This window comes from Mesorhizobium sp. M7D.F.Ca.US.004.03.1.1 (assembly GCF_003998635.1).
Taxonomy (GTDB): Bacteria; Pseudomonadota; Alphaproteobacteria; order Rhizobiales; family Rhizobiaceae; genus Mesorhizobium; species Mesorhizobium loti.
On sequence record NZ_RZQG01000008.1, the window covers coordinates 1 to 25,597 of the forward strand.

The 25,597-nt window shown below is 63.6% G+C and carries 25 protein-coding genes and 1 pseudogene; 9 read left to right on the forward strand and 17 right to left on the reverse strand.

Annotated elements, in window-relative coordinates; genetic code table 11:
* Positions 1-166 precede the first annotated feature (166 nt).
* The 6 genes from EN935_RS01300 to EN935_RS01325 all read left to right on the forward strand — a co-directional run bounded on the left by EN935_RS01300 (position 167) and on the right by EN935_RS01325 (position 6,367).
* Positions 167-973 (forward strand): SDR family oxidoreductase, encoded by an 807-nt coding sequence (locus EN935_RS01300; RefSeq protein WP_127263391.1) that lies wholly within the window; start codon positions 167-169, stop codon positions 971-973.
* A 10-nt stretch (positions 974-983) separates the two neighbouring features.
* The gene (locus EN935_RS01305) at positions 984-1,931 is read left to right on the forward strand and encodes a 3-hydroxyacyl-CoA dehydrogenase (RefSeq protein WP_127263393.1); all 948 of its coding nucleotides are present in this window, start codon (positions 984-986) and stop codon (positions 1,929-1,931) included.
* Complete coding sequence (locus EN935_RS01310; protein WP_127263395.1) at positions 1,928-2,890, forward strand: 3-keto-5-aminohexanoate cleavage protein; 963 nt, start codon at positions 1,928-1,930, stop codon at positions 2,888-2,890. The genes EN935_RS01305 and EN935_RS01310 overlap by 4 nt, the downstream gene beginning before the upstream one ends.
* Before the next feature lie 47 nt (positions 2,891-2,937).
* On the forward strand, positions 2,938-3,816 hold the full coding sequence (locus EN935_RS01315; protein ID WP_127263397.1) for an SMP-30/gluconolactonase/LRE family protein: 879 nt from the start codon (positions 2,938-2,940) through the stop codon (positions 3,814-3,816).
* A gap of 339 nt (positions 3,817-4,155) precedes the next feature.
* Positions 4,156-5,607, forward strand: a complete 1,452-nt coding sequence (locus tag EN935_RS01320) for a DHA2 family efflux MFS transporter permease subunit (protein WP_127263398.1) — start codon at positions 4,156-4,158, stop codon at positions 5,605-5,607.
* A gap of 103 nt (positions 5,608-5,710) precedes the next feature.
* Positions 5,711-6,367 carry a GntR family transcriptional regulator gene (locus EN935_RS01325; protein WP_109661693.1) on the forward strand — a complete coding sequence of 219 codons (657 nt, stop codon included), beginning with the start codon at positions 5,711-5,713 and terminating at the stop codon, positions 6,365-6,367.
* A gap of 27 nt (positions 6,368-6,394) precedes the next feature.
* Here the strand turns inward: EN935_RS01325 and EN935_RS01330 are convergent, their stop codons facing one another.
* The 8 genes from EN935_RS01330 to EN935_RS01365 form a co-directional block, all read right to left on the reverse strand.
* The gene (locus EN935_RS01330; protein ID WP_164548631.1) at positions 6,395-6,850 is read right to left on the reverse strand and encodes a MaoC/PaaZ C-terminal domain-containing protein; all 456 of its coding nucleotides are present in this window, start codon (positions 6,848-6,850) and stop codon (positions 6,395-6,397) included.
* The gene (locus tag EN935_RS01335) at positions 6,847-7,923 is read right to left on the reverse strand and encodes a Gfo/Idh/MocA family oxidoreductase (protein WP_127263400.1); all 1,077 of its coding nucleotides are present in this window, start codon (positions 7,921-7,923) and stop codon (positions 6,847-6,849) included. Before EN935_RS01335 ends, EN935_RS01330 begins: the two co-directional genes overlap by 4 nt.
* A complete protein-coding gene (locus EN935_RS01340; protein WP_127263402.1) occupies positions 7,916-8,245 on the reverse strand; it encodes an L-rhamnose mutarotase in 330 nt (109 codons plus the stop codon). The genes EN935_RS01335 and EN935_RS01340 overlap by 8 nt, the downstream gene beginning before the upstream one ends.
* Before the next feature lie 10 nt (positions 8,246-8,255).
* Positions 8,256-9,368, reverse strand: coding sequence for a mandelate racemase/muconate lactonizing enzyme family protein (locus EN935_RS01345; RefSeq protein WP_127263404.1), 1,113 nt, complete (start codon positions 9,366-9,368; stop codon positions 8,256-8,258).
* A 5-nt stretch (positions 9,369-9,373) separates the two neighbouring features.
* The gene (gene ugpC / locus EN935_RS01350; protein WP_127263406.1) at positions 9,374-10,471 is read right to left on the reverse strand and encodes a sn-glycerol-3-phosphate ABC transporter ATP-binding protein UgpC; all 1,098 of its coding nucleotides are present in this window, start codon (positions 10,469-10,471) and stop codon (positions 9,374-9,376) included.
* 4 nt (positions 10,472-10,475) lie between these two features.
* Positions 10,476-11,342, reverse strand: a complete 867-nt coding sequence (locus tag EN935_RS01355) for a carbohydrate ABC transporter permease (protein ID WP_107648637.1) — start codon at positions 11,340-11,342, stop codon at positions 10,476-10,478.
* A 2-nt stretch (positions 11,343-11,344) separates the two neighbouring features.
* On the reverse strand, positions 11,345-12,241 hold the full coding sequence (locus EN935_RS01360) for a sugar ABC transporter permease (RefSeq protein WP_126068186.1): 897 nt from the start codon (positions 12,239-12,241) through the stop codon (positions 11,345-11,347).
* A 138-nt stretch (positions 12,242-12,379) separates the two neighbouring features.
* Positions 12,380-13,699, reverse strand: coding sequence for a sugar ABC transporter substrate-binding protein (locus EN935_RS01365; RefSeq protein ID WP_109661709.1), 1,320 nt, complete (start codon positions 13,697-13,699; stop codon positions 12,380-12,382).
* Positions 13,700-13,867: 168 nt separating this feature from the next.
* Here EN935_RS01365 and EN935_RS01370 point away from each other — a divergent pair, with 168 nt between their 5' ends.
* Both EN935_RS01370 and EN935_RS01375 read left to right on the forward strand, forming a co-directional pair.
* A complete protein-coding gene (locus tag EN935_RS01370) occupies positions 13,868-14,653 on the forward strand; it encodes an IclR family transcriptional regulator (protein WP_109661711.1) in 786 nt (261 codons plus the stop codon).
* A gap of 65 nt (positions 14,654-14,718) precedes the next feature.
* Positions 14,719-15,558, forward strand: a complete 840-nt coding sequence (locus EN935_RS01375) for an amidohydrolase (RefSeq protein WP_127263408.1) — start codon at positions 14,719-14,721, stop codon at positions 15,556-15,558.
* Positions 15,559-15,577: 19 nt separating this feature from the next.
* On the opposite strand, the gene EN935_RS01380 is transcribed toward EN935_RS01375, so the two are convergent.
* The 3 genes from EN935_RS01380 to EN935_RS01390 are packed head-to-tail and all read right to left on the reverse strand — an operon-like array spanning position 15,578 to position 18,439.
* Positions 15,578-16,705, reverse strand: coding sequence for an extracellular solute-binding protein (locus EN935_RS01380; protein ID WP_206532367.1), 1,128 nt, complete (start codon positions 16,703-16,705; stop codon positions 15,578-15,580).
* A 20-nt stretch (positions 16,706-16,725) separates the two neighbouring features.
* On the reverse strand, positions 16,726-17,886 hold the full coding sequence (locus EN935_RS01385) for a CaiB/BaiF CoA-transferase family protein (protein WP_127263412.1): 1,161 nt from the start codon (positions 17,884-17,886) through the stop codon (positions 16,726-16,728).
* 1 nt (position 17,887) lies between these two features.
* Positions 17,888-18,439, reverse strand: a complete 552-nt coding sequence (locus EN935_RS01390; protein WP_127263414.1) for a MaoC family dehydratase — start codon at positions 18,437-18,439, stop codon at positions 17,888-17,890.
* Between the two features lie 199 nt (positions 18,440-18,638).
* Here EN935_RS01390 and EN935_RS01395 point away from each other — a divergent pair, with 199 nt between their 5' ends.
* Positions 18,639-19,736 carry a lactonase family protein gene (locus tag EN935_RS01395; protein WP_127263416.1) on the forward strand — a complete coding sequence of 366 codons (1,098 nt, stop codon included), beginning with the start codon at positions 18,639-18,641 and terminating at the stop codon, positions 19,734-19,736.
* A gap of 49 nt (positions 19,737-19,785) precedes the next feature.
* Here the strand turns inward: EN935_RS01395 and EN935_RS01400 are convergent, their stop codons facing one another.
* From EN935_RS01400 to EN935_RS01425, 6 genes and pseudogenes are all read right to left on the reverse strand, one after another.
* Entirely contained in the window at positions 19,786-20,772 is a 987-nt protein-coding gene (locus tag EN935_RS01400; protein ID WP_127263418.1) for a Tim44 domain-containing protein, read from the reverse strand.
* Positions 20,773-20,843: 71 nt separating this feature from the next.
* Positions 20,844-21,143 (reverse strand): zf-TFIIB domain-containing protein, encoded by a 300-nt coding sequence (locus tag EN935_RS01405; RefSeq protein WP_127263420.1) that lies wholly within the window; start codon positions 21,141-21,143, stop codon positions 20,844-20,846.
* 219 nt (positions 21,144-21,362) lie between these two features.
* Entirely contained in the window at positions 21,363-23,390 is a 2,028-nt protein-coding gene (locus EN935_RS01410) for a CocE/NonD family hydrolase (RefSeq protein ID WP_127265997.1), read from the reverse strand.
* Positions 23,391-23,438: 48 nt separating this feature from the next.
* A complete protein-coding gene (locus tag EN935_RS01415; protein WP_127265996.1) occupies positions 23,439-24,413 on the reverse strand; it encodes an oligopeptide/dipeptide ABC transporter ATP-binding protein in 975 nt (324 codons plus the stop codon).
* Positions 24,410-25,393 carry an ABC transporter ATP-binding protein gene (locus tag EN935_RS01420; RefSeq protein ID WP_127373133.1) on the reverse strand — a complete coding sequence of 328 codons (984 nt, stop codon included), beginning with the start codon at positions 25,391-25,393 and terminating at the stop codon, positions 24,410-24,412. Before EN935_RS01420 ends, EN935_RS01415 begins: the two co-directional genes overlap by 4 nt.
* Positions 25,390-25,597: pseudogene (locus EN935_RS01425) on the reverse strand (ABC transporter permease); the annotation flags it as partial. The gene EN935_RS01420 and the pseudogene EN935_RS01425, both read right to left, overlap by 4 nt.

Consider the following 25,597-nt stretch of genomic DNA (forward strand, 5'->3'; position numbering starts at 1 on the left):
CACTATCTCGGCATGCTCGGCGGCGTATTGTTGCTGACGGCATTGCAGATGCTGCTGGCCGGCACCACGCTTCCCTACGCCACGAGGGCAATTCTTTACGGGCTGGTCGTTCTGGGCGCCGTCATGGCGTTGCGCGAACGGCGGCTGCAATAAGAAGGACTGGACCATGAGCACAAAGGCACCCGCATCAGCGGACGAATTTCTGGCTGGGCTGAAAGGCCAGCGCGTGCTGGTGACGGCAGGCGCGGGCGGCATCGGTTTTGCCATAGCCGACACGCTGTCGCGGCTCGGCGCCCGCATCGTCGTCTGCGACGTTTCCGACGAGGCGCTGGCCGCTGCTCCCGGCAAGCTCGATCTGGTCGCCGCTGTGAAGGCCGACGTATCGCGGGAAGAGGACGTCGACCGGCTGTTCGAGGCGGTCGAGAAAGAACTCGGCGGGCTCGATGCGCTGATCAACAATGCCGGCATTGCCGGGCCGACCGGCGGCGTCGACGAGATCGATCCGGCCGACTGGCGGCGCTGCATCGACATCTGCCTGACCGGCCAGTTCTTGTGCGCCCGCCGCGCCGTGCCGCTGATCAAGGCGGCGGGCGGCGGCTCGATCGTCTCGATGTCGTCGGCGGCCGGCCGCCATGGCTACGCCTTCCGCACGCCCTATTCGGCGGCCAAGTTCGGTGTCATCGGTTTCACGCAGAGTCTCGCCAAGGAGCTTGGGCCGCATGGCATCAGGGTCAACGCCATCCTGCCCGGCATCATCGAGGGACCGCGCATCGAAGGTGTCATCTCGGCGCGCGCCAAGCAGGTCGGCATCAGCCACGAAGAAATGACGGATCGCTATCTGCAGAACATCTCGCTGCGCCGCATGACCAGCCCCTATGATGTCGCCGCGATGGTCGCCTTCCTGCTCTCCGATGCGGGCATCAACATTTCCGGCCAGTCGCTCGGCGTCGACGGCAACGTCGAAACACTTTGAGGAACAATCCATGGCCAATGTCGCGATCGTCGGAAGCGGGTTCATCGGCCGGGCCTGGGCGATCAGCTTTGCCCGCGCCGGCCATGATGTGCGCATGTGGGACCAGTCGCCCACTGCCACAGGCGGCGCCCGCGACTACATTGCCGGCGTGCTAGGCGATCTTGCCGCAAACGACCTGCTGCGCGGTCAGTCCGTCGACACCGTGCTCGGCCGGATCGCCATTGTCGCCGAGCTGGCAGAGGCGCTGGCCGGTGCGGTCCACGTCCAGGAGAACACGCCCGAAAGCCTTGAAGTGAAACGGGAGGTGTTCTCGCTGATCGACAGGCTTGCCGATCCGCAAACAATCATCGCCAGTTCCACCTCGGCGCTGTTGCCGTCGAAATTCACCGACCATCTGCAAGGTCGGCACCGCTGTCTGGTCGTGCATCCGATCAATCCGCCCTATCTCATTCCGGCGGCTGAGGTCGTGCCGGCACCGTGGACATCTGCTGACACGCTGGAAAGGACCCGCGCCTTCCTCATCGACGCCGGTCACGCGCCGTTGGTGATGAAGCGCGAGCTTGACGGCTTCATCATGAACCGCCTGCAAGGCGCATTGCTGGAGGAGGCTTTCCGGCTTGTCGCCGACGGCTACGCCAGCGTCGAGGATGTCGATATCGGCATCCGCGACGGGCTGGCGCTGCGCTGGTCTTTCATGGGTCCGTTCGAGACCATCGATCTCAATGCGCCCGGCGGCGTGCGCGACTATGTCGAGCGCTACCAGTCGATCTATTCGAACATTTTCCCGCAGATGCTGCGCCGGGTCGACTGGGCGGGCGAGGTGATGAAAACAGTCGAAGCCGACCGCCGCGAACGCCTGCCGCGCGAAAACCTCGGCGAGCGGCAGGTGTGGCGCGACCGCCGGCTGATGGCGCTGGCGGCGCACAAGAAAAAATCGGACCAGGAGTATGGACAATGATCGAAACGAGCCGCAAGCCAGGTGCTGCGCAGACAAAGGGCAAGGTCATCATCACCTGCGCGGTGACGGGCGCCATCCACACGCCGACCATGTCGCCCTATCTGCCGATCACGCCGGACCAGATCGCCTCGGAGGCGATCGCCGCGGCCGAAGCCGGCGCCGCGATCCTGCATCTGCATGCCCGCGACCCGGAAACCGGCAAGCCGGACCAGACGCCCGAGGCCTTCGCCCGCTTCCTGCCGCGCGTCAAGCAAGGCACCAACGCCGCCATCAACATCACCACCGGCGGCAGTCCCTACATGAAGGTGGAGGAGCGTGTGCGGCCGGCCGCCCAGTTCAAACCGGAAGTCGCCTCGCTCAACATGGGCTCGATCAATTTCGGGCTCTATCACTTGGCCGACAAATACGAGACCTTCAAATTCGACTGGGAAAAGCCGCATCTGGAAGCGACGCGCGACCTCGTCTTCCGCAACTCGTTCAAGGACATCGAGTACATTCTGGCGACCTGCTACGACAATGGCACGCGCTTCGAGTTCGAGTGCTACGACATCGCCCATCTCTACAACCTTTCCCACTTTGCCGACCGCGGGCTGGTGAAGCCGCCTTTCTTCGTGCAGTCGGTGTTCGGGCTGCTGGGCGGCATCGGCACGCATCCCGAAGACGTCGCCCATATGAAGCGCACCGCCGACCGGCTGTTCGGCGACCAGTTCCGCTGGTCGGTGCTCGGCGCCGGCGCCAGCCAGCTTCGCATCGCCGCGCAATCGGCGGCGCTTGGCGGCAACATCCGCGTCGGGCTGGAGGACAGTCTGTGGGCGGGCAAGGGCAAGCTTGCCAAATCGAACGCCGAGCAGGTCTTGCTGGCCCGCAAGATCATCGAGGGGCTCGGCATGGAAGTGGCGACGCCCGACGAGGCGCGCGAGATCTTGTCATTGAAAGGCGGCGACAAGGTCGCTTTCTGACGCGGCCTGACCAATCGCTGCGTGGCGCCAATATCGAGGAGGACAGCATGAAGATCGAAGTCGTGGTGGATGTGAAGACCACATTGGGCGAAGGACCGCTGTGGGACGTCGAACAGGAGCGCCTGTACTGGATCGACAGTTTCGACGGACGGGTGTTCCGGGCGACCGCCGACGGACGCGAGATCCGGTCGTGGGACGTGCCGATGAAGATCGGCTCGATGGCATTGCGCAAGGATGGCAGCGGCGCCGTGGTGTCGCTGCAGCGCGGCTTCCATTTGCTCGATTTTGCCACCGGCGATGTAACGCTGATCCACGATCCCGAGCCGGACAAGCCGATGAACCGGCTCAACGACGGCAAGGTCGACCGACGCGGCCGTTTCTTCGCCGGCTCCATGGATACGATGGAAGAGGGGCCGTCCGGCGGTCTCTACAGGCTCGATCCGGATTTCTCCGTCACCCGGATCGATTCCGGCATCATCTGTTCCAACGGCCCATGCTGGAGCCCCGACGACCGCACCTTCTATTTCGCCGACACCTGGACCGGCGAGATCTGGGCCTACGACTATGATATCGCCACCGGCGCCGCCACTAACCGGCGCACTTTCGTGGGCGTCGACACCAGCCGGGGTGGTGCGGCTGACGGCTCGACCGTCGATGCCGAGGGCTATCTGTGGAACGCGCTGGTCTATGATGGAAGGCTGGTGCGCTACGCGCCGGATGGCAGCATCGACCGCGTCATCGACATGCCGGTCAAGAAGATCACCAGCGTCATGTTCGGCGGACCGAAGCTCGATATCCTCTACGTGACCTCGATGGCCAAGCCGCCGCTGCCGCGTTTTCCCGGAGACGGCGTCTTGCGCGGCAGCCTGTTTGCCATCACCGGTCTTGGCATCAAGGGCGTCGCGGAACCGCGCTTCGGCGGCTGACGGGAGGAAAATGGATTCATGAGGATGCCCCCTGTACATGCGAGACATAGATGGGGAAGAAAACGGCCTCTCACTCGACACGTTCCTTCACGAAATCGGGATGGGCGCGCGCTGAACGCAAATGCACCTTCAGGCGACGGCAGTTCGGACGCCGATCGCCGCTGACTTTGCCGATCTCCTCTCCACCGGATTGGTAGTCAAGATTTGTTGACTTCCATCACAGAGGAAATGACTACCGCTTGCCCATTTGTCGGACCATAAGACTGGCCGTGTGATCAGGCCTCGGCTGGCTTGCCGCACAGAAGGCGATCCTGCCTTTGGGATAGAGCAGCCGCCTGCATGACGGAATCGGCCACAGCATTGGAACAGCCTCAATTTGCCACCGAGCGCGACCCGAGGCTGAGACTGATTATTCCGATCATCGTCGCCATCGCCTTTCTGATGGAGCAGCTCGATTCCACGATCATCACCACCGCGATCCCAGCCATCGCGCGCAGCCTCGACACGACGCCGGTCAGGCTGAACCTGGCGATCACCACCTACATTCTGACGCTGGCCGTGTTCATTCCCGTCAGCGGCTGGTTCGCCGACAGGTTCGGCGCACGAAGAGTGTTCGCGCTGGCACTTTTCACCTTCACCCTTGGTTCGGCGCTTTGCGGCATGGCCAACAGTTTCGGCATGCTGCTGGCGATGCGCGCTTTGCAAGGGCTGGGCGGCGCCATGATGACGCCGGTCGGCCGGCTGATCCTGCTGCGCAGCTTTCCGCGCAGCGGGCTGATCACCGCCATGACCTACATGACCTTGCCCGCCATCATGGGGCCTGTGTTCGGGCCGCTGCTTGGTGGCCTGCTGACCACCTATGCGTCGTGGCGCTGGATATTCTATGTCAACGTGCCTTTCGGCTGCCTTGGCATTCTGGCGGCGCTGCGCTTCGTCGACGATTTTCGCGAGGAGGCGGTGCAACGCTTCGACTTCGCCGGGTTCCTGATGGTGGGCTGCGGCGTGGCCCTGCTGCAGTTCGGACTGGAGAGCATCGGCCGGCCGATCGTCCCTGTTTCGGCGACACTGCTGGTGCTGGCCGCGGCGATCCTGCTGCTGCTCGCCTTCGGGCGCTATGCACGCCGCGTCGTCGCGCCGGCCGTCGATCTGACGTTGTTTCGATTTCGCTCGTTCTGGGTCGGCACGCTGGCAGGCGGTCTGTGCCGCGTTGGCCTCAACGGCGTGCCTTTCCTGTTGCCGCTGATGCTGCAGGTCGGCTTCGGCATGAGCCCGGTCACATCAGGCTCGCTGACATTCGTCGGCAGCTTCGGCGCCTTGCTCATCCGGCCGCTGCTGTCGCCGCTGTTGCGGCGCTTCGGCTTCAATGTCGTGCTGATCGGCAGCGCGGTGGTCGGCTCAGCCGCGGTGGCGGGCTTCGCCTCGATCGAGGCCGATACGCCGCACTGGATGATCGGCCTCTACGTCTTTGTCTTCGGGATCATCCGGTCGGCGCAATTCATGACCTCCAACACGCTGTCCTATGCCGACCTGCCGGCCGACAAGCTCAGCCGCGCCACCAGCCTCGGCGGCGTCCTGCAGCAGCTTAGCGTTTCCCTCGGCGTTTCGATCGCCGCCATGGTGCTGGGTCTGGTCGCAGGAGAAACCCACATCGTGACACCGGAACGCTTTCACCAGGTGTTCCTGCTGACCGCGGTCATACCGCTGCTGTCCATCCCCGGCTTCCTGTATTTGCGTGCCGAGGACGGCGTGCAGGTTAGTGGCCATGTTCGGGCAGGAAATTCTCGCAAATGATGCCGGATGTATACGGGCATACTTATATCCACAAAGGCGGTTTTCCATTAGGCTGGTACCACGTGAACGGGAGCATCGATTGCAAGGATTTGCGGAAAGCGTGATGCAGGGGCCGCGGACCGTGGCCGAGCAGGTCGCGAATGTCCTGCGCGAAGCGATTGCCAATGGAACCATCAAGGCAGGCACGCCGCTGCGCCAGGACGAACTGGCCGAGCAGTTCGGCTTCAGCCGGATGCCCATTCGTGATGCCCTGCGCCAGCTGGAAGCCGAGGGCATTGTTTCCATCCACCCGACCAAGGGCGCGCAGGTCGCCCGGATGGACAGCGCCGAGATCAGCGAAATCTATGCGCTGCGCGAGCTGCTCGAAAGCGAGGCGCTCCGGCTCTCGGTACCCGGCCTTGCCGGCGCGAAGCTCGACGAGGCGGAACAGGTGCTCGATCAGATCGACGCCGAGCGCAATGTCGGCCGATGGGGGGCACTGAACCGTGCCTTTCATCTGGCTCTCTACGATGCCTGCGGCAACCATCGATTGCTCGGCCTGATCGAGGCGCACCACAATGCGGCCGATCGCTACGTCCGCATCCTGCTGTCGAACCTGGACTATCGCAACCGCTCGCAGACGGAGCACCGCGACCTGCTGGCCGCCTGCCGGCGGCGCGACGGCGACAAGGCCATAAGCATTCTGAGGCAGCATCTTCGCGAAGGAAGCGAGACGCTGGTTAGCGCGATCAGGGAAGATGGCCTGTCGCGAAAATCCTAGGTCGGCTCAAAAGGCATAGCGATGGCTTCAGCCCTGCGCCGGCCTGCGATCGACGATGTAGATGTGGTCGGCCACGAGCACCACTTCGCCGCGCTGGTTGATCACCTCGCAGCGCTCGATCACCCGCCCTGAACCAGGCCGCTTAGGATCGTCCTCCTTGGCCGCGATGGTGGTGCGCGTGCGGATCGTGTCGCCGATGAACACCGGCTTGATGAAACGCAGCCGGTCATAGCCGTAGGAAAAGGCGACGGGATTGACGATGGTTGCCGTCAGGCCGATGCCGACCGAGAACACGAGCGTGCCGTGGGCAATGCGCTGGCCGAACGGCGTCGTCTTCATGAATTCGGCGTCCATGTGATGCGGGAAGAAATCGCCGGTGTGGCCGGCATGGACGATGAAGTCGGTCTCGGTGATGGTGCGGCCGCTGGTGAGGCGCGACGAGCCGATCTCGTAGTCCTCGAAATACTGGATCTGTTCCATCATGGCCTTTCCGCGATCGACGTCGCCGGCGCCGCACTCGATTTATAGGCGGCCTCGACCAGCGCCATCGTGCTCCACGCATCCTCGACCGGACTGATCAGCGTAGCATCTTCTCCGGCTGCAAACCGCTGGACATTGGCCATGCGGCCGACGAAGGCGTCGGGAAACCACTCGCCGGCCAAGGGCACCGCGATCCAGTCCGTCCCGCCTTTCGGATGGATCTCCAGAATATCCGGTTCGCCTGTGGGATAGTCGAGATTGAGACCCAGCTTGAGATAGGCGGCGCCCTCGGTGCCGCAGATGCGGAACTCGCAGGCCTGATGCCGGCGGCCGAACTTGTGGTCGTGATTGATCGACAGTGCGCAGCGCACGGTGTCGCCATAGTCGAGAATGGCGCTGGTGCGCGTCTGCGCCACCGCGTGGCTGGGGTGGCCGAGCGTCTTGGCGTGCACGCCCTTGGGGTCGCCGAGCAACTGCCGGATCAGGTCGAGATAGTGGATCGAATGCATGGCGATCTCGACGCGTGGCGCCTTGAGCAGGAACTCCCACAGCTCCCACGGCGTCGCCAGCGCCAGCCAGGCGTCGAAGTCGACGATCTCGCCGAGCCAGCCCTTGGCGATCGCGTCCTTGAGCGCCAGCATCATCGGCGCGAAGCGCAACTGGAAGTTGACCGCCGCGTGCAGCTTCCTGGCACGGCAGATCTCGAGGATCGTGGTCGCCTCGGCAAGGTTGCTGCCCATCGGTTTCTGGATCAGCGCCACCGCGCCGTCCGGCAGTGCCTTCAGCACATCGGCATGGCGCGACGGCGGCGTCGCGAGGTCGAAGATCGCATCCTCGACGGCAGTCGCTTCCTCAACTGAGCGAAAGGCTGTCACACCCCATTGGTTGGCCAGTTTTTCAGCCCGAGCATGATCCGGATCGTAGAGGCCGGCGACCGGAAAGCCGGCCTTCCGGTAGGCTGGGAAATGCGCGTCGCCGACGATCGATCCCGCACCGAAGGTGACGATCGGCCGGGGGTTTGAGGGTTTTGGCCAGGATTGAACGAGCAAGGCAGGGTCGAAACCGCCTTCAGTCATGGTGGAAGACCTCATCCATCTCAGCCCACCATTCGCCTTCCTTGCGGGTCGCCAGCGGCTCCTGGCAAGGCATGCAGACGGCCCACCATTCCTGCGTCTTCGGGTCGGCCGCCATCTTGGCCATGTCGGCGGCATAGTCGGTGCCGTGGTATTCAAAATAGGAAAACAGCAGGTTCTCCGGCCGCTTCAGGTAGATCGAATAGTTCTTGATGTTGCAGGCCGAGATCATGGTCAGCACGTCGGGCCAGACGGCGGCATGGAGCCGGACATACTCATCGACCTTTTCCGGCTTCAGCCCCAAAACCATACCCATCCGCTGCATATCAGTTCCCTTATTTGGTGATCGCCGTGGTGAATTCGGCGATGCTCATAGCCTTGACCGCATCCCAGTCCCAGTCGATGCCGATGCCCGGTTCGTCGGGCGCCAGCGCGTGCCCATCCTCTATGCGCATATGCTTGCCGGTCAACTGGTCGAGCTGCGGAATGTACTCGACATATCGGCCGTTCTGAACAGCGCAAGTCAGGCTGACATGCAGCTCCATCAGGAAATGCGGACAGACCGGAATGTCGAAGGCTTCCGCCGCATGCGCGATCTTGAGCCAGGGCGTGATGCCGCCGATGCGGCCGACATCGACCTGCACGATCGAGCAAGCGCCTTTCTGCATGTATTCGCGGAAGTGACGGATGGAATAGAGCGACTCGCCAATCGCGATCGGCGTCGGCGTCGAGTTCGACAGGCGCACATGCCCGTCAATATCGTCGGCCGGCAGCGGCTCCTCGATCCAGGCGAGGTCGAGCTCACGCAGCCTCGCCGCGCGCCGGATCGCCTCGTCGACTGAAAACCCCTGATTGGCGTCGGTCATGATTTCGTAGCCGTCGCCGACCGCCTTGCGCACCGCCGACAGGCGGGCAAGATCCTCCGACCCGTGCGGCCTGCCGATCTTCACTTTCGAACCGCGAAAACCCTTGGCCTTTGCGGCCAGCGCGTCGTCGACCAGCGCCTGCGTCTCGATGTGCAGCCAGCCGCCTTCGGTCGTGTAGAGCGGGCAGCGGTCCTTGGCGCCGCCGGCCAGTTTCCACAGCGGCAGGTTTTGCTTCTTCGCCCGCAGGTCCCAAAGTGCTGTATCGATCGCCGCGATGGCGATAGCTGTGATCGCGCCGATGGTCGTGGCATGCGTGGCGAATTCGAGATCGTGCCAGATCGCCTCGATCATGTCGGGATCGCGGCCGATCAGGCGCGGCACCAGATGGTCGGACAAGAGCCGCATCACCGACGAACCGCCGGTGCCGATCGTATAGCTGTAGCCGGTGCCGACCGCGCCGTCGGAATCGGTGATGGTGACGATAGGCGTTTCCTGGCTGACGAAGCTTTGGATGGCGTCGGTGCGCTTGACCTTGGGCACAAGGTCCACCATCCGCAGCTCGACTTTCTCGATTCTGGCCATGTCGATCAGCTCCGCAACGTCTTTCCGGTCTCGGTGGCAAACAGATGCGCCTGCGACATGTCGAGGCTCATGGCGACCCGTTCGCCCGGCCTCAATGGCCTCGGGTTCAGCATGCGCGACACCCAGTCCGTACCGTTGAATTCGACGAACACCAGCGTCTCGTTGCCGAGCGGTTCGGTCACCGTGATCGGCAGTCCGATCTGGTGGACATCGGCGGCACCTCCGGAACTGATGCCATGGCCGGTTGGATAGATGTCGTCGGGCCGCAGCCCGAACACGATCTTGTCGCCGGTCGCGACATTGGCCTTGAACTGGCCGGGCAGGGGCAGCTTTTCGCCGCTGGCGAAAACCATCTGGCCGTCATCGATCGTCGCCTCATGCAGGTTCATCGGCGGTGAGCCGATGAAGCCCGCGACGAAGCGGGTCGCCGGCCGCCGGAACACCTCGTCGGGCGTGCCGACCTGTTCGATATGGCCGTCGCGCATGATCACGATGCGGTCGGCGAGCGTCATCGCCTCGACCTGGTCATGGGTGACGTAGATCACCGTCGACTGCACCTTGGCGTGCAGTTTCTTGATCTCGGTGCGCATCTGCGTGCGCAATTTGGCGTCGAGGTTGGACAGCGGCTCGTCGAACAGGAACACGTCCGGGTCGCGCACGATGGCGCGGCCCATGGCGACGCGCTGGCGCTGGCCGCCCGACAGTTGCGACGGACGACGGTCGAGCAGCGTGTCGAGGCCGAGGATGGCCGAGGCCTCGGCAACACGGCGCTCCATGTCTTCCTTGGCAGCACCCGCGATCTTCAGGGAGAAGCCGAGATTCTCGCGCACCGTCATGTGTGGGTAGAGTGCGTAGGACTGGAACACCATCGAGATGTTGCGCGAGCGTGGCGGCAGGTCGTTGACGACGCGCCCGCCGATCTCGATCGAGCCGGCGCTGATCTCTTCCAGCCCGGCGATCATGCGCAGCGTCGTCGACTTGCCGCAGCCGGATGGGCCGACCAGCGCAATAAACTCGCGGTCAGCAATGTCGAGATCGATGCCGTGTACGATCCCGACAGTGCCGTAGCGCTTGGTCAGCTTGGTGAGGGTAACGGTTGCCATTGGATCAGCCTTTCACCGCGCCGGAGGTCAGGCCGCCGACAAGGTGTTTCTGGACGATGTAGGTGAGGGTGAGCGCCGGAATGATCATCACCACGGCGAGCGCGCACATGCCGCGCCAGTCGATGGTGAACTCGGCGGTGTAGTCGAGCAGGCCGACCGGCAGCGTCTTGGCGCTCACCGAGCGGGTCAGTTGCGAGGCCAGCGCGAATTCGTTCCAGCAGGTCAGGAAGGCAAAGATCGCTGCGGAAGCGATGCCCGGCCCGGCAAGCGGGAACTCGACCTGCCAGAACGCCTGCCAGCGCGTGCAGCCGTCGATCTGCGCCGCTTCCGCGAGGTCCTTGGGCACCTGGCGGAAGAAGCCGTCGATCAGCCAGATCGTGAACGGCACGTTGAGCGCGACATAGGCAAGGATCAGTCCGAAATGCGTGTCGATGATGCCGAGCCGCACATAGAGGAAGAACAGAGGCAGCGAGAGCGCAATGCCGGGCACCGTGCGCGTCAGCATCAGGCCAAGGAACACGCTCGACTTGCCGCGGAAGCGGTAGCGCGCGAAGGCATAGCCGCCGGCCATGCCGATGGCCACCGCAATGACCGTCGAGGTCACCGAGATGATCAGCGAGTTGCGGAAGTATTCGATCACCGGGATGCCGCCCTTGCCGATACCGCTGAACATCGCGACATAGGCGTCGAACGAAATCTCCTGCGGGATCCACACCGGCGGCTTGGCCATGATCTCGACCGTCGGCCGCAGCGACGAGATGACGATCCACAGACCCGGCAGGCAGATCGTCAGCATCGCCAGGAACAGGCCGATGCGATAGACGACGCCCAACAGCCGGCGCTTCAGGCGGGCGGAAGAATTCTCGTCCATCTTCACCACTCCGCGCCGATCTGCGTGCGCGCCGCGGCGAGCTTGTTGAAGAAGTAGACCGTGAAGGCGATCGACAGCAGGATCGAGAAATAGGCCATGGCGTTGGCCATGCCCATGCGCCCGTCGCTGTAGGCGGTGCGCGCCACCAGGGTCCAAAGCAGTTCGGTGCGGCCCGCCGGTCCGCCATCGGTCATGATCTTGACGATGTCATAGGCGCGCGCCACGTCGAGCGAACGGATGGTCATGGCGATGTAGGCGAAGGGCATGACGAACGGCCACGTCACATAGCGGAACGTTTGCCACGGCGTGCAGCCGTCGACGCGCGCCGCCTCGATCGGCTCCTTGGGCATGGCGAGCAGACCGGCGAGGATCAGGATGGCGAAGATCGCGGTCGACGACCAGATCTCGGCGATCGAAATGGCGATGAAGGCAAGATGGCCCTCGATCAGCCACGGTATGGCATCCCTGGTGATGCCGAGTGATTGCAGCGCATTGTTCACCAGGCCGATATTGTCGTTGAACATGAACTTGAATTGGAAGCCGACCAGGATCGGCGAGAACATCATCGGAAACATCATCAGCGTGCGCAGGATGCGCTGGCCGCGCGTCGCCTTCTCGACCAGCATGGCGAGGCCAAGGCCAAGCAGCATTTCGAGATTGAGGGCAATGGTCAGCAGCAGCACCGTGCGGCCGAAGGCCCACCAGAAATCGGTGTTGGACAGGATCGAAAGATAGTTCCGGATGCCGATGAAGACGTAGAATGTCTCGGGCTTGGTCAGGCGGAAAGGCGTGAAGCTGGAGTAAAGGGACAACAGCAACGGCACAACGACAACCGCTGCCAGCACGATCATGGCCGGAAGCAGCAGCAGGAATGGCGCGGATGGCTTGAAGCCCTTCATCAGAATCCTTGAGGTGTTTGCATTTGGATGGCGGTGCTTGGGCCGGGGGCGAAGGATTAGCGTAAACCGCTGGCATCCCGCGAAACGCGATCGCCTCCCCCATTGCTGATGGGGGAGGCGGCTCCTTGAGAGCCGTTGCTAGAGCTTGCCGGCGTCCTGGAGGATTTGCGTCGCCTTGGCGGCTGCTTCATCCAGTGCCTGCTTCGACGTCTTGTCGCCGAGGATCGCCGCCTGCAATTCGGGATAGACGGCGTTCGATATCTCGATCCATTCAGGCGTCTGCGGCACCGCAAAGGCGTGCTTGGCCTCTTCCTGGAAGGCGGTAAGAACCTCCTTCTTGTAGGGATCGTTTTCGGCCTGCTTCAGGTCCCAGTCCCAGACCGCGGTGCGGGTTGGCAGCGGACCCGCGGCGGCCTCGAGCTTCTGGCTGTCTTCGTTGGTCAGCCACCACACCAGGGAAGCCGCGGCCTCCTTGTTGGGGCAGTTCTCGGTCACCGAGAAGCCATGGAAACCGGACCAGCCGGTGCGCTTGCCGGACGAGCCCTTCGGCGCGACCTTGACGCCGACATTGCCTGCGACCTTCGACGACTTCGGATCGTTGAAGAAGCCTGCCCAGCCCGGCCAGTCGAGATTGATGGCGACGGTACCCGAAGCAAAGCCCTGGCCGAGATCGTCCCAGAGGTAGTTGGTGGTGCCGGCCGGCACGGCCTTGGCCTTGTAGAGGTTGACGAACCAGTCAAGCGCCCGGATGCCAGCCTCGGAATTGAAGACCGGCTTGCCGTCCTTGTCGAGGTACTCGCCGCCTTCGGCGACGACCATCTCGTAGAAGCGGCCGTTGATCGCCTCTTCCTTGCCGGCGAATTGCGTGCCGTAGAAATTGGGCGGATTGGCGAAGAACTCGGCCTGGTCGGTGACTTCCTTCCAGGTGTCCGGCGGCACCAGGTCATAGCCGTATTTCGCCTTGAACTTGGTCTTGTTGTCGGCGTTCTCGTACAGGCTCTTCTGGTAGTAGAGCGCCGAAACGTCGAACTGGGCGCGCGGCAGCATCTCCAGCTTGCCGTCGATCGTTGCCGACTTGATGGTCGACGGCACAAAGGCGTCGATCTCTGCCTTGGGCAGCAATTTGCTGAGATCGGTGTAGAGGCCCGTATATTGCGGCGCGAACGACGAATGGTTCCAGCCGACGCACCAGTTGGTGCTGCCCGAGGCGATGTCGGACTTCAGCTCCTTGTCGATGTCGAAGCCGTTCTTCTTGGTCAGGATGTTGACCTTGGCGCCGGTCGCCTTTTCCCATTCGGGAATGCGCTCGTAGAGTTTTTCATATTGCTGGCCGCCGATCAGCTTCACGTCGACGGTCACGCCTTCGAACTTGCCGGGCAGGTCGCCGGCAAGGGCAGCGCCTGCGCCTGACGCAAGCAACAATGCACCGGCGCACACGCCGGAAAGCAGTCTGTTCATTGGTATCCTCCCTTGGTGCGCCTCAGCGGCGACCGCAACTCGTCTGATGACAAGAAGTGCTACATTCATATACAAACAAAACATTCACGGATACGTCAAGGCGAAATTTGTTTCCGCCGGGTGTGTTCCTGCGTATATGAAGGGTGAAATTCACTGGAGGGATGAGCCATGGACGACAGCGAAGACGAGCGCTATCGCGCGCCGGCGCTCGACAAGGGGCTCGACATCCTTGAACTGCTGGCGGGCGTTGACGGTGGTCTGACGCAGGCCGAAATTGCCAAGAAACTCGACCGCAGCCCCAACGAATTCTACCGCATGCTCGACCGGCTGGTGCGCCGCGGCTACGTCACCAGGCTCGACGGCGACCGCTATTCGCTGACGCTCAAGCTGTTCGGCCTGGCGCAATTGCATGCCCCGGTGCGGCGGCTGGTTTCCTACGCCACGCCACTGATGCGCGAACTGGCAGAGACTTCGCAGCAGGCCAACCAACTCGTTGTTTTTGATCGCGGTTCTGCTGTCGTCATCGGTCAGCAAGAGGCGCCGAACTATTGGGGCATATCGATCCGGGTCGGCTCGCATATCAGTCTGTTCGACACCGGGTCGGGGCATGTGCTGCTCGCCTTCCGTTCGCCGGAAGAGCGGCAGATGATGATTTCCGAACACGTCCGCAGCACCGACAAGACGGCGCAATCGGCCGAGTTCTTCACCCGTCTCGACCAGATCCGCGACCGCGGTTACGAGATGATGGCCTCGATGCAGACCGCCGGCGTCTTCAACCTCTCCGCCCCGGTGCGCAGTTCCGACGGCAAGGCGATCGCCGCGCTGTCGATTCCCTACATCACCGTCGTCAACGCGCCTTCGGCGCCCGACATCACAAGGACCATCGAGCTGCTGCTGGTCACGGCTGAGAAGCTGTCGCACCTCGCCGGCTCTGCAGTCGGCTCATCGGCATAAATTCTTATTTGAATGAAGAATTCCTCCGTGAGATGATTTGAAAAGCCCGGAGGAGGAAGCCAGCCATGATCATCGACACCCATCTGCATCTCATCGATCGCTCGGCCCTGCGCTACCCCTGGCTCGCCGGCGTGCCGTCGCTCAACCGTGATTTCTCCTATGAGGACTACGCCGTGGAGGCGCAGCGTGTCGGCGTCGAGCGCGTGCTGCATATGGAAGTCGATGTCGATCCGGCAGACATCGAGGCCGAGACCGCTCGTGTCGAAGGACTGTCACGGCAGCCTGGCAGCATGCTGGCCGGGGTGATCGCATCCTGCCGGCCGGAAGAGGCCGACTTTCCGGCCTATCTCGAAAGGCAGCGAGCAAACCCATTCGTCAAAGGCTTTCGCCGCGTCCTCCATGTCGTGCCCGACGAGCTTTCGGAAGGCGCACTGTTTCGCGACAACATCAAGCGGCTTGGCGGCACCGGCCTGACCTTCGATCTCGTCGTGCTGCCGCACCAGATTCCAAAGGCAATTGCGCTGGCCGATCTGGCGCCCGATGTGCAGTTCGTCCTCGACCATTGCGGCGTCCCCGACATCAAGGGCAACGGCGAACATCCGTGGCGCGAACACATGAGCGAGATCGCCCGCCGCCCGAATGTGGTGGCCAAGATTTCCGGTGTCGTCGCCTATGCCGATGCCGGCAGCTGGACGGCCGAGACGCTGCGGCCCTATGTCGAGCACACAATCGGTGCGTTCGGCTGGGACCGCCTTGTCTGGGGCAGTGACTGGCCGGTCTGCACGCTCGGCGGCGGCCTGTCGACCTGGGCGGCGGCGACCCATGCGCTGCTTGTCGGTTGCAGCATTGCCGAGCGCGACAGGCTGCTGTCCGGGAATGCCCGCAAACTGTGGCGGCTTGACTAGCCGGGTTCGCTCACGCCTTTCAGGCAGCGCCAGGTGTCGGAAAACTCTCCCGGAACAGGCGATTGAGATCGGCAACGACCTCGGCGGCTTTGTGCCGGGAGGTCATGCCCGACAGGATGCGGTCGGACGCCACCTGCTGGAACGCCATGTAGCCGTCATGGCGCGGCCGCACCCATGCGCCTTCCAGCGTCGCGCGCGTATCCCGGTAGAAATTGCCGGTCGCTTCATTGACAGCCTGGTCCTCCCAGGCGGCGGCATGGCCGGGTTGGCCGCCGGCGGTGGCATAGGGCCCGCGCTGGACATCGCCGCTCGCGACCCAATAGGCGAAGTCGATCGCGGCATCTCTGGCTTTGGAAAGGGCTGATACGGCTATGCCGGTGCCGCCGAGCGCCGAACCGATCGGGCCGCCGGAACCGATCACCGGAATGTCCGCAAAAGCCAGCCGGTTCTGACGAAAACCAGCCGCCGCATAGGAGACATAGCCATAGATCAGCGGCGCGCAGATGATCCTGGAATCGGCCTCCGCCATGCGCTCCGAGACAGCGATCGGATCCATCTCGAAACAGGCCGGTTCGACCAGCGCCGCAATCTCGCGCATCACTTCAAACACTTCGCTACCGGCGTCGGCGTCGATGAGATCGCCGGACGGATCAGTTGCGCAGGGATGGCCGAGATTGCCCGCAAGCGTGTAGAACACCATCAGCACATGCGGCGGCCGCAACGGCAGCAGCACACCGCCTTGTCGAGCGAGATCGAGCACCTCGCTCCAGCGCGCAGGCGGCGCATCGAGCGCATCCGGCCGCCAGGCCTGGACCTGTGTCGCCGCGTCGATCGGGAAGGCCCATTGCCGTCCCCGCCAGTTGTAGCTCGGATAGGATTGGCCGACGCTGCCAGAGGCAAGGGCTGCGCGCTCAGCCTCGCGGCCGGCTATATCCAGCGGCTCGAGGCAGCGCTCCGCCGTGATCTGGCCGACATGCGGATGGTCGATGACGATGAGATCATAGGCGCGCGCCAGTTCTTCGACCGGAAAGGATTCGAAATCCTGCAGCGAGCGCTTGTCCCATTCGATCACGACGCCGGTCTTCTGCTGCCACAGCGCCGAGCAGGCGACCATCGGATCGTAGCCGCGCGGGTGGCTCCAGGTCATGCCCTTGAGCGTGGGCGAGCTCACAGGCCGAACTCCTCGCGGATTGCCGCACTGTGCTCACCGATGCGTGGTGCTGCCCGATCGACCTTGGCTCTGATGCCATCAACCCTGAGCGGCGAACTGGTGGTGAGGATCGACACGTCATCCTCGCGCGTCACGGTCTGCAGCATGTCAAGCGACTGGAAGCCCTCGCTTGCCAGCATTTCCGGCCAGGTCAGCACCTTTGCGCACCAGATGTCGGCGGGCTCCAGGACGGCAAGCCATTCGTCGATGGTCTTGGTGGCGATCCTTTGTGCGATGATCGCCTTGATGTCGTCGCGCGCGGTGAACCACGACGCAGGCTTGTCGCGATAGGGTGCGAGTTCGCCGAGTGACAGCAGATCGGCCAGTTTGGGGATCGGCGTCATGGCGATGGCGAGATAACCATCCTTGGCCGGGTAGACACCGTAAGGCGCCGACAGATAGGCATGCGCGCTGCGGAAGCTCGAGCGCTTGGGCAGGCGGCGGCCGTCATTGAGATGCGTGGTCAGCACCTCGAATTGGAAATCGACCAGCGCTTCCAGCAGGCTGGTTTCGATATGGCTGCCCTGACCGGTGATCCCGCGCCGCACCAGTGCGGCCAGTATGCCTTGCGCGCAGGCGGCACCCGCCAGCATGTCGCCGATGGCAAGGCCGAACGGCACCGGCCCCTGGTCCTCATCGCCGTTCAGCCACATCACGCCTGAGCGCGACTGTGCCAGCAGGTCCTGGCCCGGACGTTTGACCCACGGACCATCCTCGCCATAGCCGCTGATCGAGGCATAGACCAGCCGCGGGTTGATCTTGCGGACGGCCTTGTAGTCCAAGCCGAGCCGTTCGATGACGCCCGGCCGGAAATTCTGGATCAGCACGTCGGCCTTGGCCAGCAGGCCGCGCAGCACCTTGAGATCCGCCTCGTTCTTGAGGTCTATGGCGAGGCTTTCCTTGGCCCGGTTGATCGCATGGAAGATGGTGGAATCGCCGCCGATCTCGGTGTCGCTGAGATAGAGCCGGCGCGACAGGTCGCCGCCATCCGGACGTTCGATCTTGATGACGCGGGCGCCGAGATCGAGCAGCCTGAGCGAGCAATAGGGCCCGGACAGGAACTGGCTCATGTCGACGACGAGGAGACCGGCGAGCGGCAATTCGGCTGCTGCCGGCATGCTATTTCTCCGTCATGCCGACGAAGTCGGCCGGGTTGCGGTACTTCACCGTCTGCAGATGCTCGCAATAGAGAACGAGCTCGCCTTCGCCCTTGAACACCTCATAGCTGGCGCGGATCAGCCCCATCTCCTTGTAGCGGGGCTTCTTGTCGAGGTTGGAGCGGATCGAATAGATCGTGTCGCCAATGAAGACAGGTTTTATGAAGCGCAGTCTGTCGTAGCCGTAGGAAAAGGCGTTGACGCAATTGGTGGCGACCAGCCCCAGCCCAGCCGAGAAGACGAAGGCGCCGGCAATCAGCCGTTTGCCGAAAATGCCTTCGCTCTCGGCAAACATCTGATCCTGCACGTAAGGGTGGATGTCGAGCACCAGCGTGTTGAAAAGGTGGCTGTCGCCCTCGGCCATCGTGCGCCGCAACGAGCGGATTTTCTGGCCGATCGGCCAGTCCTCGTAGAACCAGTTCTCGGCATTCCACACTGGCAGCGCGGCGTGTTCTTCGGGCATGTTTTTTGGGTGCGTCGAGGCGACGCCGACGGTGGGCGCAAAATCGTTCATGGCTGGCTCCGCCAGCTCGGCGTTGAGCACGTCACAGCTGTCGGAAAACGCATCAAGGCGTCGAAATGCAAGACGTTTCCTCCCGTCAATCTTCTTTTGTAAATAGTATTTTCACATATGGGGTTGCGTTGCAAGCATGAACAGGCGAAATTTTGGCTGCTACCGCGCGCCGAAGCGCTGGCGGGCAGGGGAGGAAATCATGCGCAAGGATTGTCTGGTCTTTGTCGGCAGCCTGAACCGCGAGGCGCCATATTTTCAGGGCGCGCGGGGCATCGGTCTCGGCGTCTACAGCTTTGACGGGACGACGCTGGAAACACGAAAACTGGCCGAGACCAATGACGTCGACAACCCGACCTTCCTGTCGGTGACGCCGGACGGCTCGCATATCTACGCCAATTCGGAAGTGTTCACCTGGCGCGAGGGCACCGTCTCGGCCTACAGCTTCGATAGAGCTTCGGGGACGCTCATTTATCTGAACAAGCAGCCGTCGCTGGGCAGCATCACCGCCCACAACACCATCACCCGCGACGGCACGAAATTGTTGGTCGCAAACTACGGCATGGGCGAGGGTGGCCCGGATCGCGCGGTGGCTGTCTATGGCTTCGACAACAATGGCGCGCTGTCGGCGCCGCTGGCCAGCGTTTCGCATTCCGGCACCGGCCTGAATACGGCACGGCAGGAGCGCTCGCATGCCCACAGCGTCACCGAAACCATCGCCGGTGGCATGGCCATCGTCGCCGACCTCGGCATTGACCGGCTGGTGTCCTACCGTATCGGGCGCGATGGCAGTCTGAGCAAATCAGCCGAATCCGCTTTGCCGCTCGGCGCCGGTCCACGCCATCTCGCTTTGCATCCGAACGGCCGCTTTGTCTTCGTCATGAACGAACTGGATTCGACCATCGTGTCGATGGCGCTGGACGAAGCCACCGGCAAGCTCTCGTTCATCGATGCCAAGCCGGCGGTGCCAGCCGAGGCGCGCGACAGCAACCACTGCGCCGATATCCAGATCGCGCCGGATGGCCGTTTTGTCTACGGCTCCAACCGTGGCCACGACAGCGTCGTCGTCATGGCGGTCGACCAGAACACCGGCGCGCTCAGCCTCGTCGGCTATGTCCCTTGCGGGGGTGCGACGCCGCGCAACCTGGCGCTGACGCCGTCAGGCGGCCATCTGTTCTCGGCCAACCAGAATGCCGACCGCATCTCGATCTTTGCCCGCGACGCCGATAGCGGCATGCTGACCGACACCGGGCGCGCCATCGAGATCGGCACGCCGATGTGCGTCAAGATCGTGCGCTGAACGACCGCAACCACATCCGCATCGAAGCCTCGGGCAAAATCGGCCGGGCTCAAGCCTGTTGTATTGCCGACAGCTTCCAGTTCGAGCCATTCTCACGCACGAATGTCCACAACTCTGTCGTCTCTGTCGGATGATCCTCGCCGCCTGCGACGACCTTGCCGCTGGTCCGTTCGCGCGTCACGTCACGAGACTCGTAGCGCAATGCGGCCGTGGCGTAGTCGCGGTCATCTTCGCGCCAGCTTTCCGCGACGTCGGCCTGCAGCAAGGTGATGTCCGTAACCTCGTTCCTGAGGCCTTTCTGGGCATTATCGGCCAGCTCTTCGGACAGGTAGGACACCATTTCGGGCGTCGTCGCCCGGCGCAGAGCGGCATGGTCTTCGCGTCCGAATGCCTCCTGGACATCAGTCAACAGCTGCTGGAATGCGTCCAGGTCGGTCTGAGCCAGCGTGATCTCCTCAGAGGCGGCGGCCGGAGAGCCTCCGCTTGAACCGCCGCCAAAGCCGGGAATTGTGAAGGAGCCTGCAGTCTGCTGCTGTGCCGTTGAGCGGTTCTCAAATCGCGAAGCCTGGGCATTGCCGGCACCGGCGAGCGCAGGCGCAGGGCCTCGCGCAGATTGCGACCGGAAGAACCTGATAGCCAGCATGATTGCGCCACCGATGAGCAGCGCCTGAAGCACGAAGCCGAACATGCCGGCCAGACCGCCGAAGCCTTGGCCCACAAGCAGGCCGATCAGGCCGCCGAGCAGCAGGCCGCGCATCATTGTTCCACCGAAGCCGCTCATGAAGCCGGGCCTCTGCAGGCCGGCCTGCGGCTGCCGGGCCGCGTTGTTCACACCGGTGTTGGGCGTCATCGAACGCTCGACCGGAGCGGTCGGCGCTGGCGCGGTTCTGGTCGGCGGTGCCGATTGGAACGTACGCGTGCCGCGACTGCCGAAACTGCCGCCGCGACGGGCCTCGGCATGATCCATCGCGACCATCGAGAATGCCAGGAACAGTCCGGCAAAGAGGGCGGCAAATCGGCTGGTGCGAGACATCATCGGGGATGACCTTTATCGGTGTGGTTTTCGGGAATTTTCAGCAAACGCCGGCACGGGCGCCGGGCGTGCGGTCAATCGAACAACTCTTCGAAGAATGATTTCTTCCGCTTCGGATAGCGGTGGCCCTGCGAGCGGGAATAATCGTCATCGCGGCCCTGGCCATGTTGCGGCGGGGAGAATGCTGCCGGTTGTGGCTGCGGCGCGGGCAAAGCCTCTCTGCCGGAACGCTCGATGATCTTGTCGAGTTCGCCTCGATCAAGCCAGACGCCGCGGCACTGCGGACAGTAATCGATCTCAATACCCTGGCGCTCGCTCATCACGAGCGCGACGCGGCAGGAAGGGCAAACCATACCAAGGAGGGAAGATGTCATATGGGGCTCCAAACCAAAGGAATGAGCCCGCTTGACCGAAAGAATGGAAACGGGCCCGTTAAAGCGGTCCGACATCACAATCGCCAAAAGCGACAGTCAGAGGGGCCCGGCCCGCACGAGACAGTTAGGAATGCAGCGCCGCGCCTTCAAGAGCGATATTGCCCGCGAGAATGATTTGTTCGCCATCGCGGGCTTTGATCGCCAGCCCCGCTGCCGCTCTCAGTTGAGGTCGCGCGGATACTCCCTGACCTCGGCACGGTCGACGATCAATTCATCGCCATCATGGGCCGTGATGTGGGTCTCGATCCGCCAGACATCGCGCAGCGCGTGCACCGTCGCCTTTACCGAAAGCCGCGCCTGCCAGTCGCCACGGCCATAGGACTTGTCCCAGGTGCAGGTACCAACCGCCGAATTCGGATCGTCCGGGTGGATGGTGAACCGGTCGACGTGCCTCGCCGAAAGGACCATTCCGGTATGCGGATGCAGCACCGTGCCGCCATCATTGACCACTTGATAGACGGTTTCGCCAGTGACCTGGTCCGTCGACACCGAGCGCTGGAAGCCGTCGCCCTTGGCCAGCACCTCTTGCTCCATCGGCCTGGCGCTTTCCGGGCCGGGGAAGGCCGCCAGCGTGTCGTCCAGCGGCTGCGGTGGGCGCACCGGCAGGATCAGCCGGCTGTCGCCGCAATGGATCGACAACATCGCCTGCTCGGCGGTCGGGAAGACGATCGGCCAGTGGGATGTCGCCAATGCCAGCCGGATACGCTCGCCGACCTCGAAACGCTGCCCGCAGCAGCGCAGCTTGATGCGGACCGTCTCCGCCTGGCCCGGCACCATGGGCGCGATGTCCAGATCGCCGTTGCGGTGGCTGAGGTTGAGGATGCCGTAGCTGACGCGCGCGGCAGCACCGTCCGCGAACACCTGCGACAGAGTGGCGGAGAGGAGCGCGACGGGCTTGTCGGAGGCCAGCCTGACCTCGAATTCGGGGAAGCCAAGGATCTCGACCGCTTCGGTCAAGGGCGCCGTCTCGAAGATCAGGGCATTGCCTTCTTCCGTGCGCTGGTCGACAGGCAAGGTCGGCATCACGCCATAGCCGCACCAGGCGCCGGAAGACAGGCCGGCTGTCTGCGGCGACGAAATCTCCAGGATCGTATCTTCGCCCCTGGCCTCGCTCAGCACATGCGGGGCAAGGTTCAGCACCTTTTCGCCGACGCCGGGCCCCGGCCACGACGGTTCCGCGACCCAGCGACCGGGTCGCTCGTCGTAGATCGCTGCCGGCCTTGCGGGGTCCTGGATCCAGGCACGCAGCATCGGCTCGTCGGCAATGCCGGTGTCGATGCCCTTGAGATACTGATCCCACCAGCGCAGGCACTCCTGCAGGAAGCCGATGCGCGGCCCTGGCATGGCGAAGTGCGGATATTTGTGGCCCCAGGGTCCGATCAGCCCTTTGCGGGGACCGCTTAGCTTTTCCAGCATCCGGAAGATCGGATTGGGGTAGCCGTCGGCCCAGCCGCCCACGGCATAGACCGGGATTTCGACGTCGGAATAATCCTCGCAGATCGAACCGTGCCTGTAGAAATCGTCGCGGCGCTGGTGTTCGAACCAGTCCTGCATCCAGATGCCATTGCCGTTAAGCCGTTGCTCCCAAAGATCGCGCCAGCGGTCGCCGACGATGAGTGGATCCGGCGGGGTCATGGCGATCGCCCAGGCGGTGGTTCCCCACATCAGATTGTCGCACATCATGGCGCCGCCGAGATAATGCACGTCGTCATTATAGCGGTCGTCGGTCGAGCACAGCGAAACGACGGCTTTCAGCGCCGGCGGTCGGCGGGCGGCGACCTGCAGCCCGTTGAAGCCGCCCCAGCTGATGCCGATCATGCCGACGCTTCCCGAGCACCAGGATTGCCGGGCCAGCCATTCGATGACCGCCAGGCAGTCATCCTGCTCCTGCTTCAGATACTCACCCTTGCACAGCCCTTCGCTGTCACCCGAACCGCGCATGTCGACCCGCACGCCGGCATAGCCGTGACCGGCGAAATAGGGATGCGTCAGCGCATCGCGCTCCACCGTTCCGTCGCGCTTGCGGTAGGGCAGATATTCGAGGATCGCCGGCACCGGGTCGGCCTCCGCGTCTTCCGGCAGCCAGACACGCGCCGCCAGCTTGACGCCGTCCGGCATCGGAATCCACAAATTCTCGATCTCGCGGATTTTTCGCGGGAAATCGGTGACGACGCGGATATCTTGCATGACGGCTCCTCTCAACGCCCCGGCCGACACTTGCGCCAGTGACGATCCTTACGTGTTCAACGGGAAATGGCAGGTCAGGCGGCTGTTGCCGACCGCGACCGGGGCAGGGACATCCACCGCGCAACGGCCCTGGGCCTGCGGGCAGCGTGTGTGGAATTCGCAGCCTGAAGGGCGCGCCAGCAAGGAGGGAACGTCAGCCGGCAGCGTGATGCGCTGATGAACCCGATCTGGGTCCGGCTCGGGATTGGCTGACAGAAGTGCTGCCGTATAGGGATGGTGCGGGGCGCGGAAGATCGCCTCGGTTTCGCCCTGCTCGACGAAGCGTCCGAGATACATCACCGCCATGCGGTCGGCGATCTGCCGCACGACGTGCAGATTGTGGGTGATGATCAGCATCGACAGGCCCATGCGGTCGCGCAGATCGTTGAGCAGGTTCAGCACCTCTCCCTGCACGGAGACGTCGAGGCCGGCGGTCGGCTCGTCGGCGACGACCAGCACGGGGTCCAGCGCGATCGCCCGCGCCACGCCGACGCGGCGCGCCTGGCCGCCGGAAAGCTGGTGCGGGTAGCGGTCGGCGAAATCTCGCGGCAGCCCGACCAGCGCAAGAAGCCGTGTGACTTCGGCGCTCAGATCGCGATCCGACAGGCCGTGAATGACGAAAGGCTCCGACAGCAGCGACCGCACGCTGAGCCGTGGCGACAGCGATCCGACCGGATCCTGGAACATCATCGGCATGCGCCGCCGCACCGGCTTCAGGGCGGCGTTGGACAGGCCTTGCAGTTCCTGCCCTTCAAACAGGATCGTGCCCGCTCTCACGGGCTGCAGACCGTTGAGCGTGCGCGCCAGCGTCGTTTTGCCCGAGCCGGATTCGCCGACCAGCGCGAAGGTGCTGCCTCGTTGAAGGGTGAAGCTGACGCCTGAGACCGCTTCGATTTCGGTGGCCCGCCCCGCGAGCCTGGCGGACAGGCCGCCGACCCGGAACGAGACGCGCAGATCGCTGACACGGAGCAGGTCTTCGCTCATGCGCTCATCGCCCCCAGGGAAACGTCCGCGTGCCAGCAATGGGCGATATGAGATCCGCCGATAGGGGCGTTGGGAGGCGTCGTCAGGCATTGGGCGTCGGCACGATCGCAGCGCGGCTGGAAGACGCAGCCGCTTGGCCGGCGGCGCAGGTCCGGCAAGGTCCCGGCAATGGTCGGCAGGCGGGGCACACGCTGCGACAGACGCGCGGGATCGCAGGCCAGCAGCTTCTGCGTGTAGGGATGGCGGGCGTCGTTAAAGATTTCGCGCGTCGTGCCGCTCTCCACCACTTCGCCGGCATACATCACGATCATCTCGTCGCAGAGTTCGGCGATCACCCCCAGATGGTGCGAGATGAACAGCACCGAGCAGCCGATGTCGCGCTGCAGATCCTTGAGCAGTTCGATGGTGGCCACCTCCAGCGTCGCATCGAGCGCCGTCGTCGGTTCGTCGGCGATCAGCAGCGCCGGCTCCATCATCAGCGCCATGGCGATGGCGATGCGTTGCTTCATGCCGCCGGAGAACTCGTGCGGATACTGTGTCAGCCGGCTTTCCGGATCTGGAATGCGCACCTTGCGCAGCATGGCGACCGAGCGCGCATCCTTGTCCCGCTTCGACAGGCTCGAACGATACTGGATGTCGCGCATCTGCCGCCCCACCGAAAGCACCGGGTTGAGCGCGCCCATCGGATCCTGGAACACGGTGGCGATCCTCAAGCCGCGCAGGCCGCGCATCGCCGTGGGGTCGAGCCGGGCAAGGTCCTTGTCGCCCTCGAAGACGATCTCGCCCGATGTGATTTCGCCATTGTCGGCAAGCAGGCCGAGAATGGCGTTGATAAGTGTCGATTTCCCGCAGCCGGATTCGCCGACCACGCCGACGCTGCGATTGGACGGCACGGAAAAACTCACCTGCTTCAGCGCCTCCAGCCGGCCGCTCTCGGTGTGGAAGGCGACGCTCAGATTCTTGACCTCGAGAACCGTCATGAGCGTCCCTTCAGCCGGGGGTCGAAGAGGTCGCGCAGCGTCTCGCCGAAGAAGGTGAAGCCGAGCGTCGTCAGCACGATCGGCAGGCCGCCGGCAATCACGATCCAGTAGGAATCGCGGATGTTGGCGAAGCCGTCATTGAGGATCGCGCCCCAGCTCGGTGTCGGCGGCCGCACGCCGAGCCCGAGGAAGCTCATTCCTGTC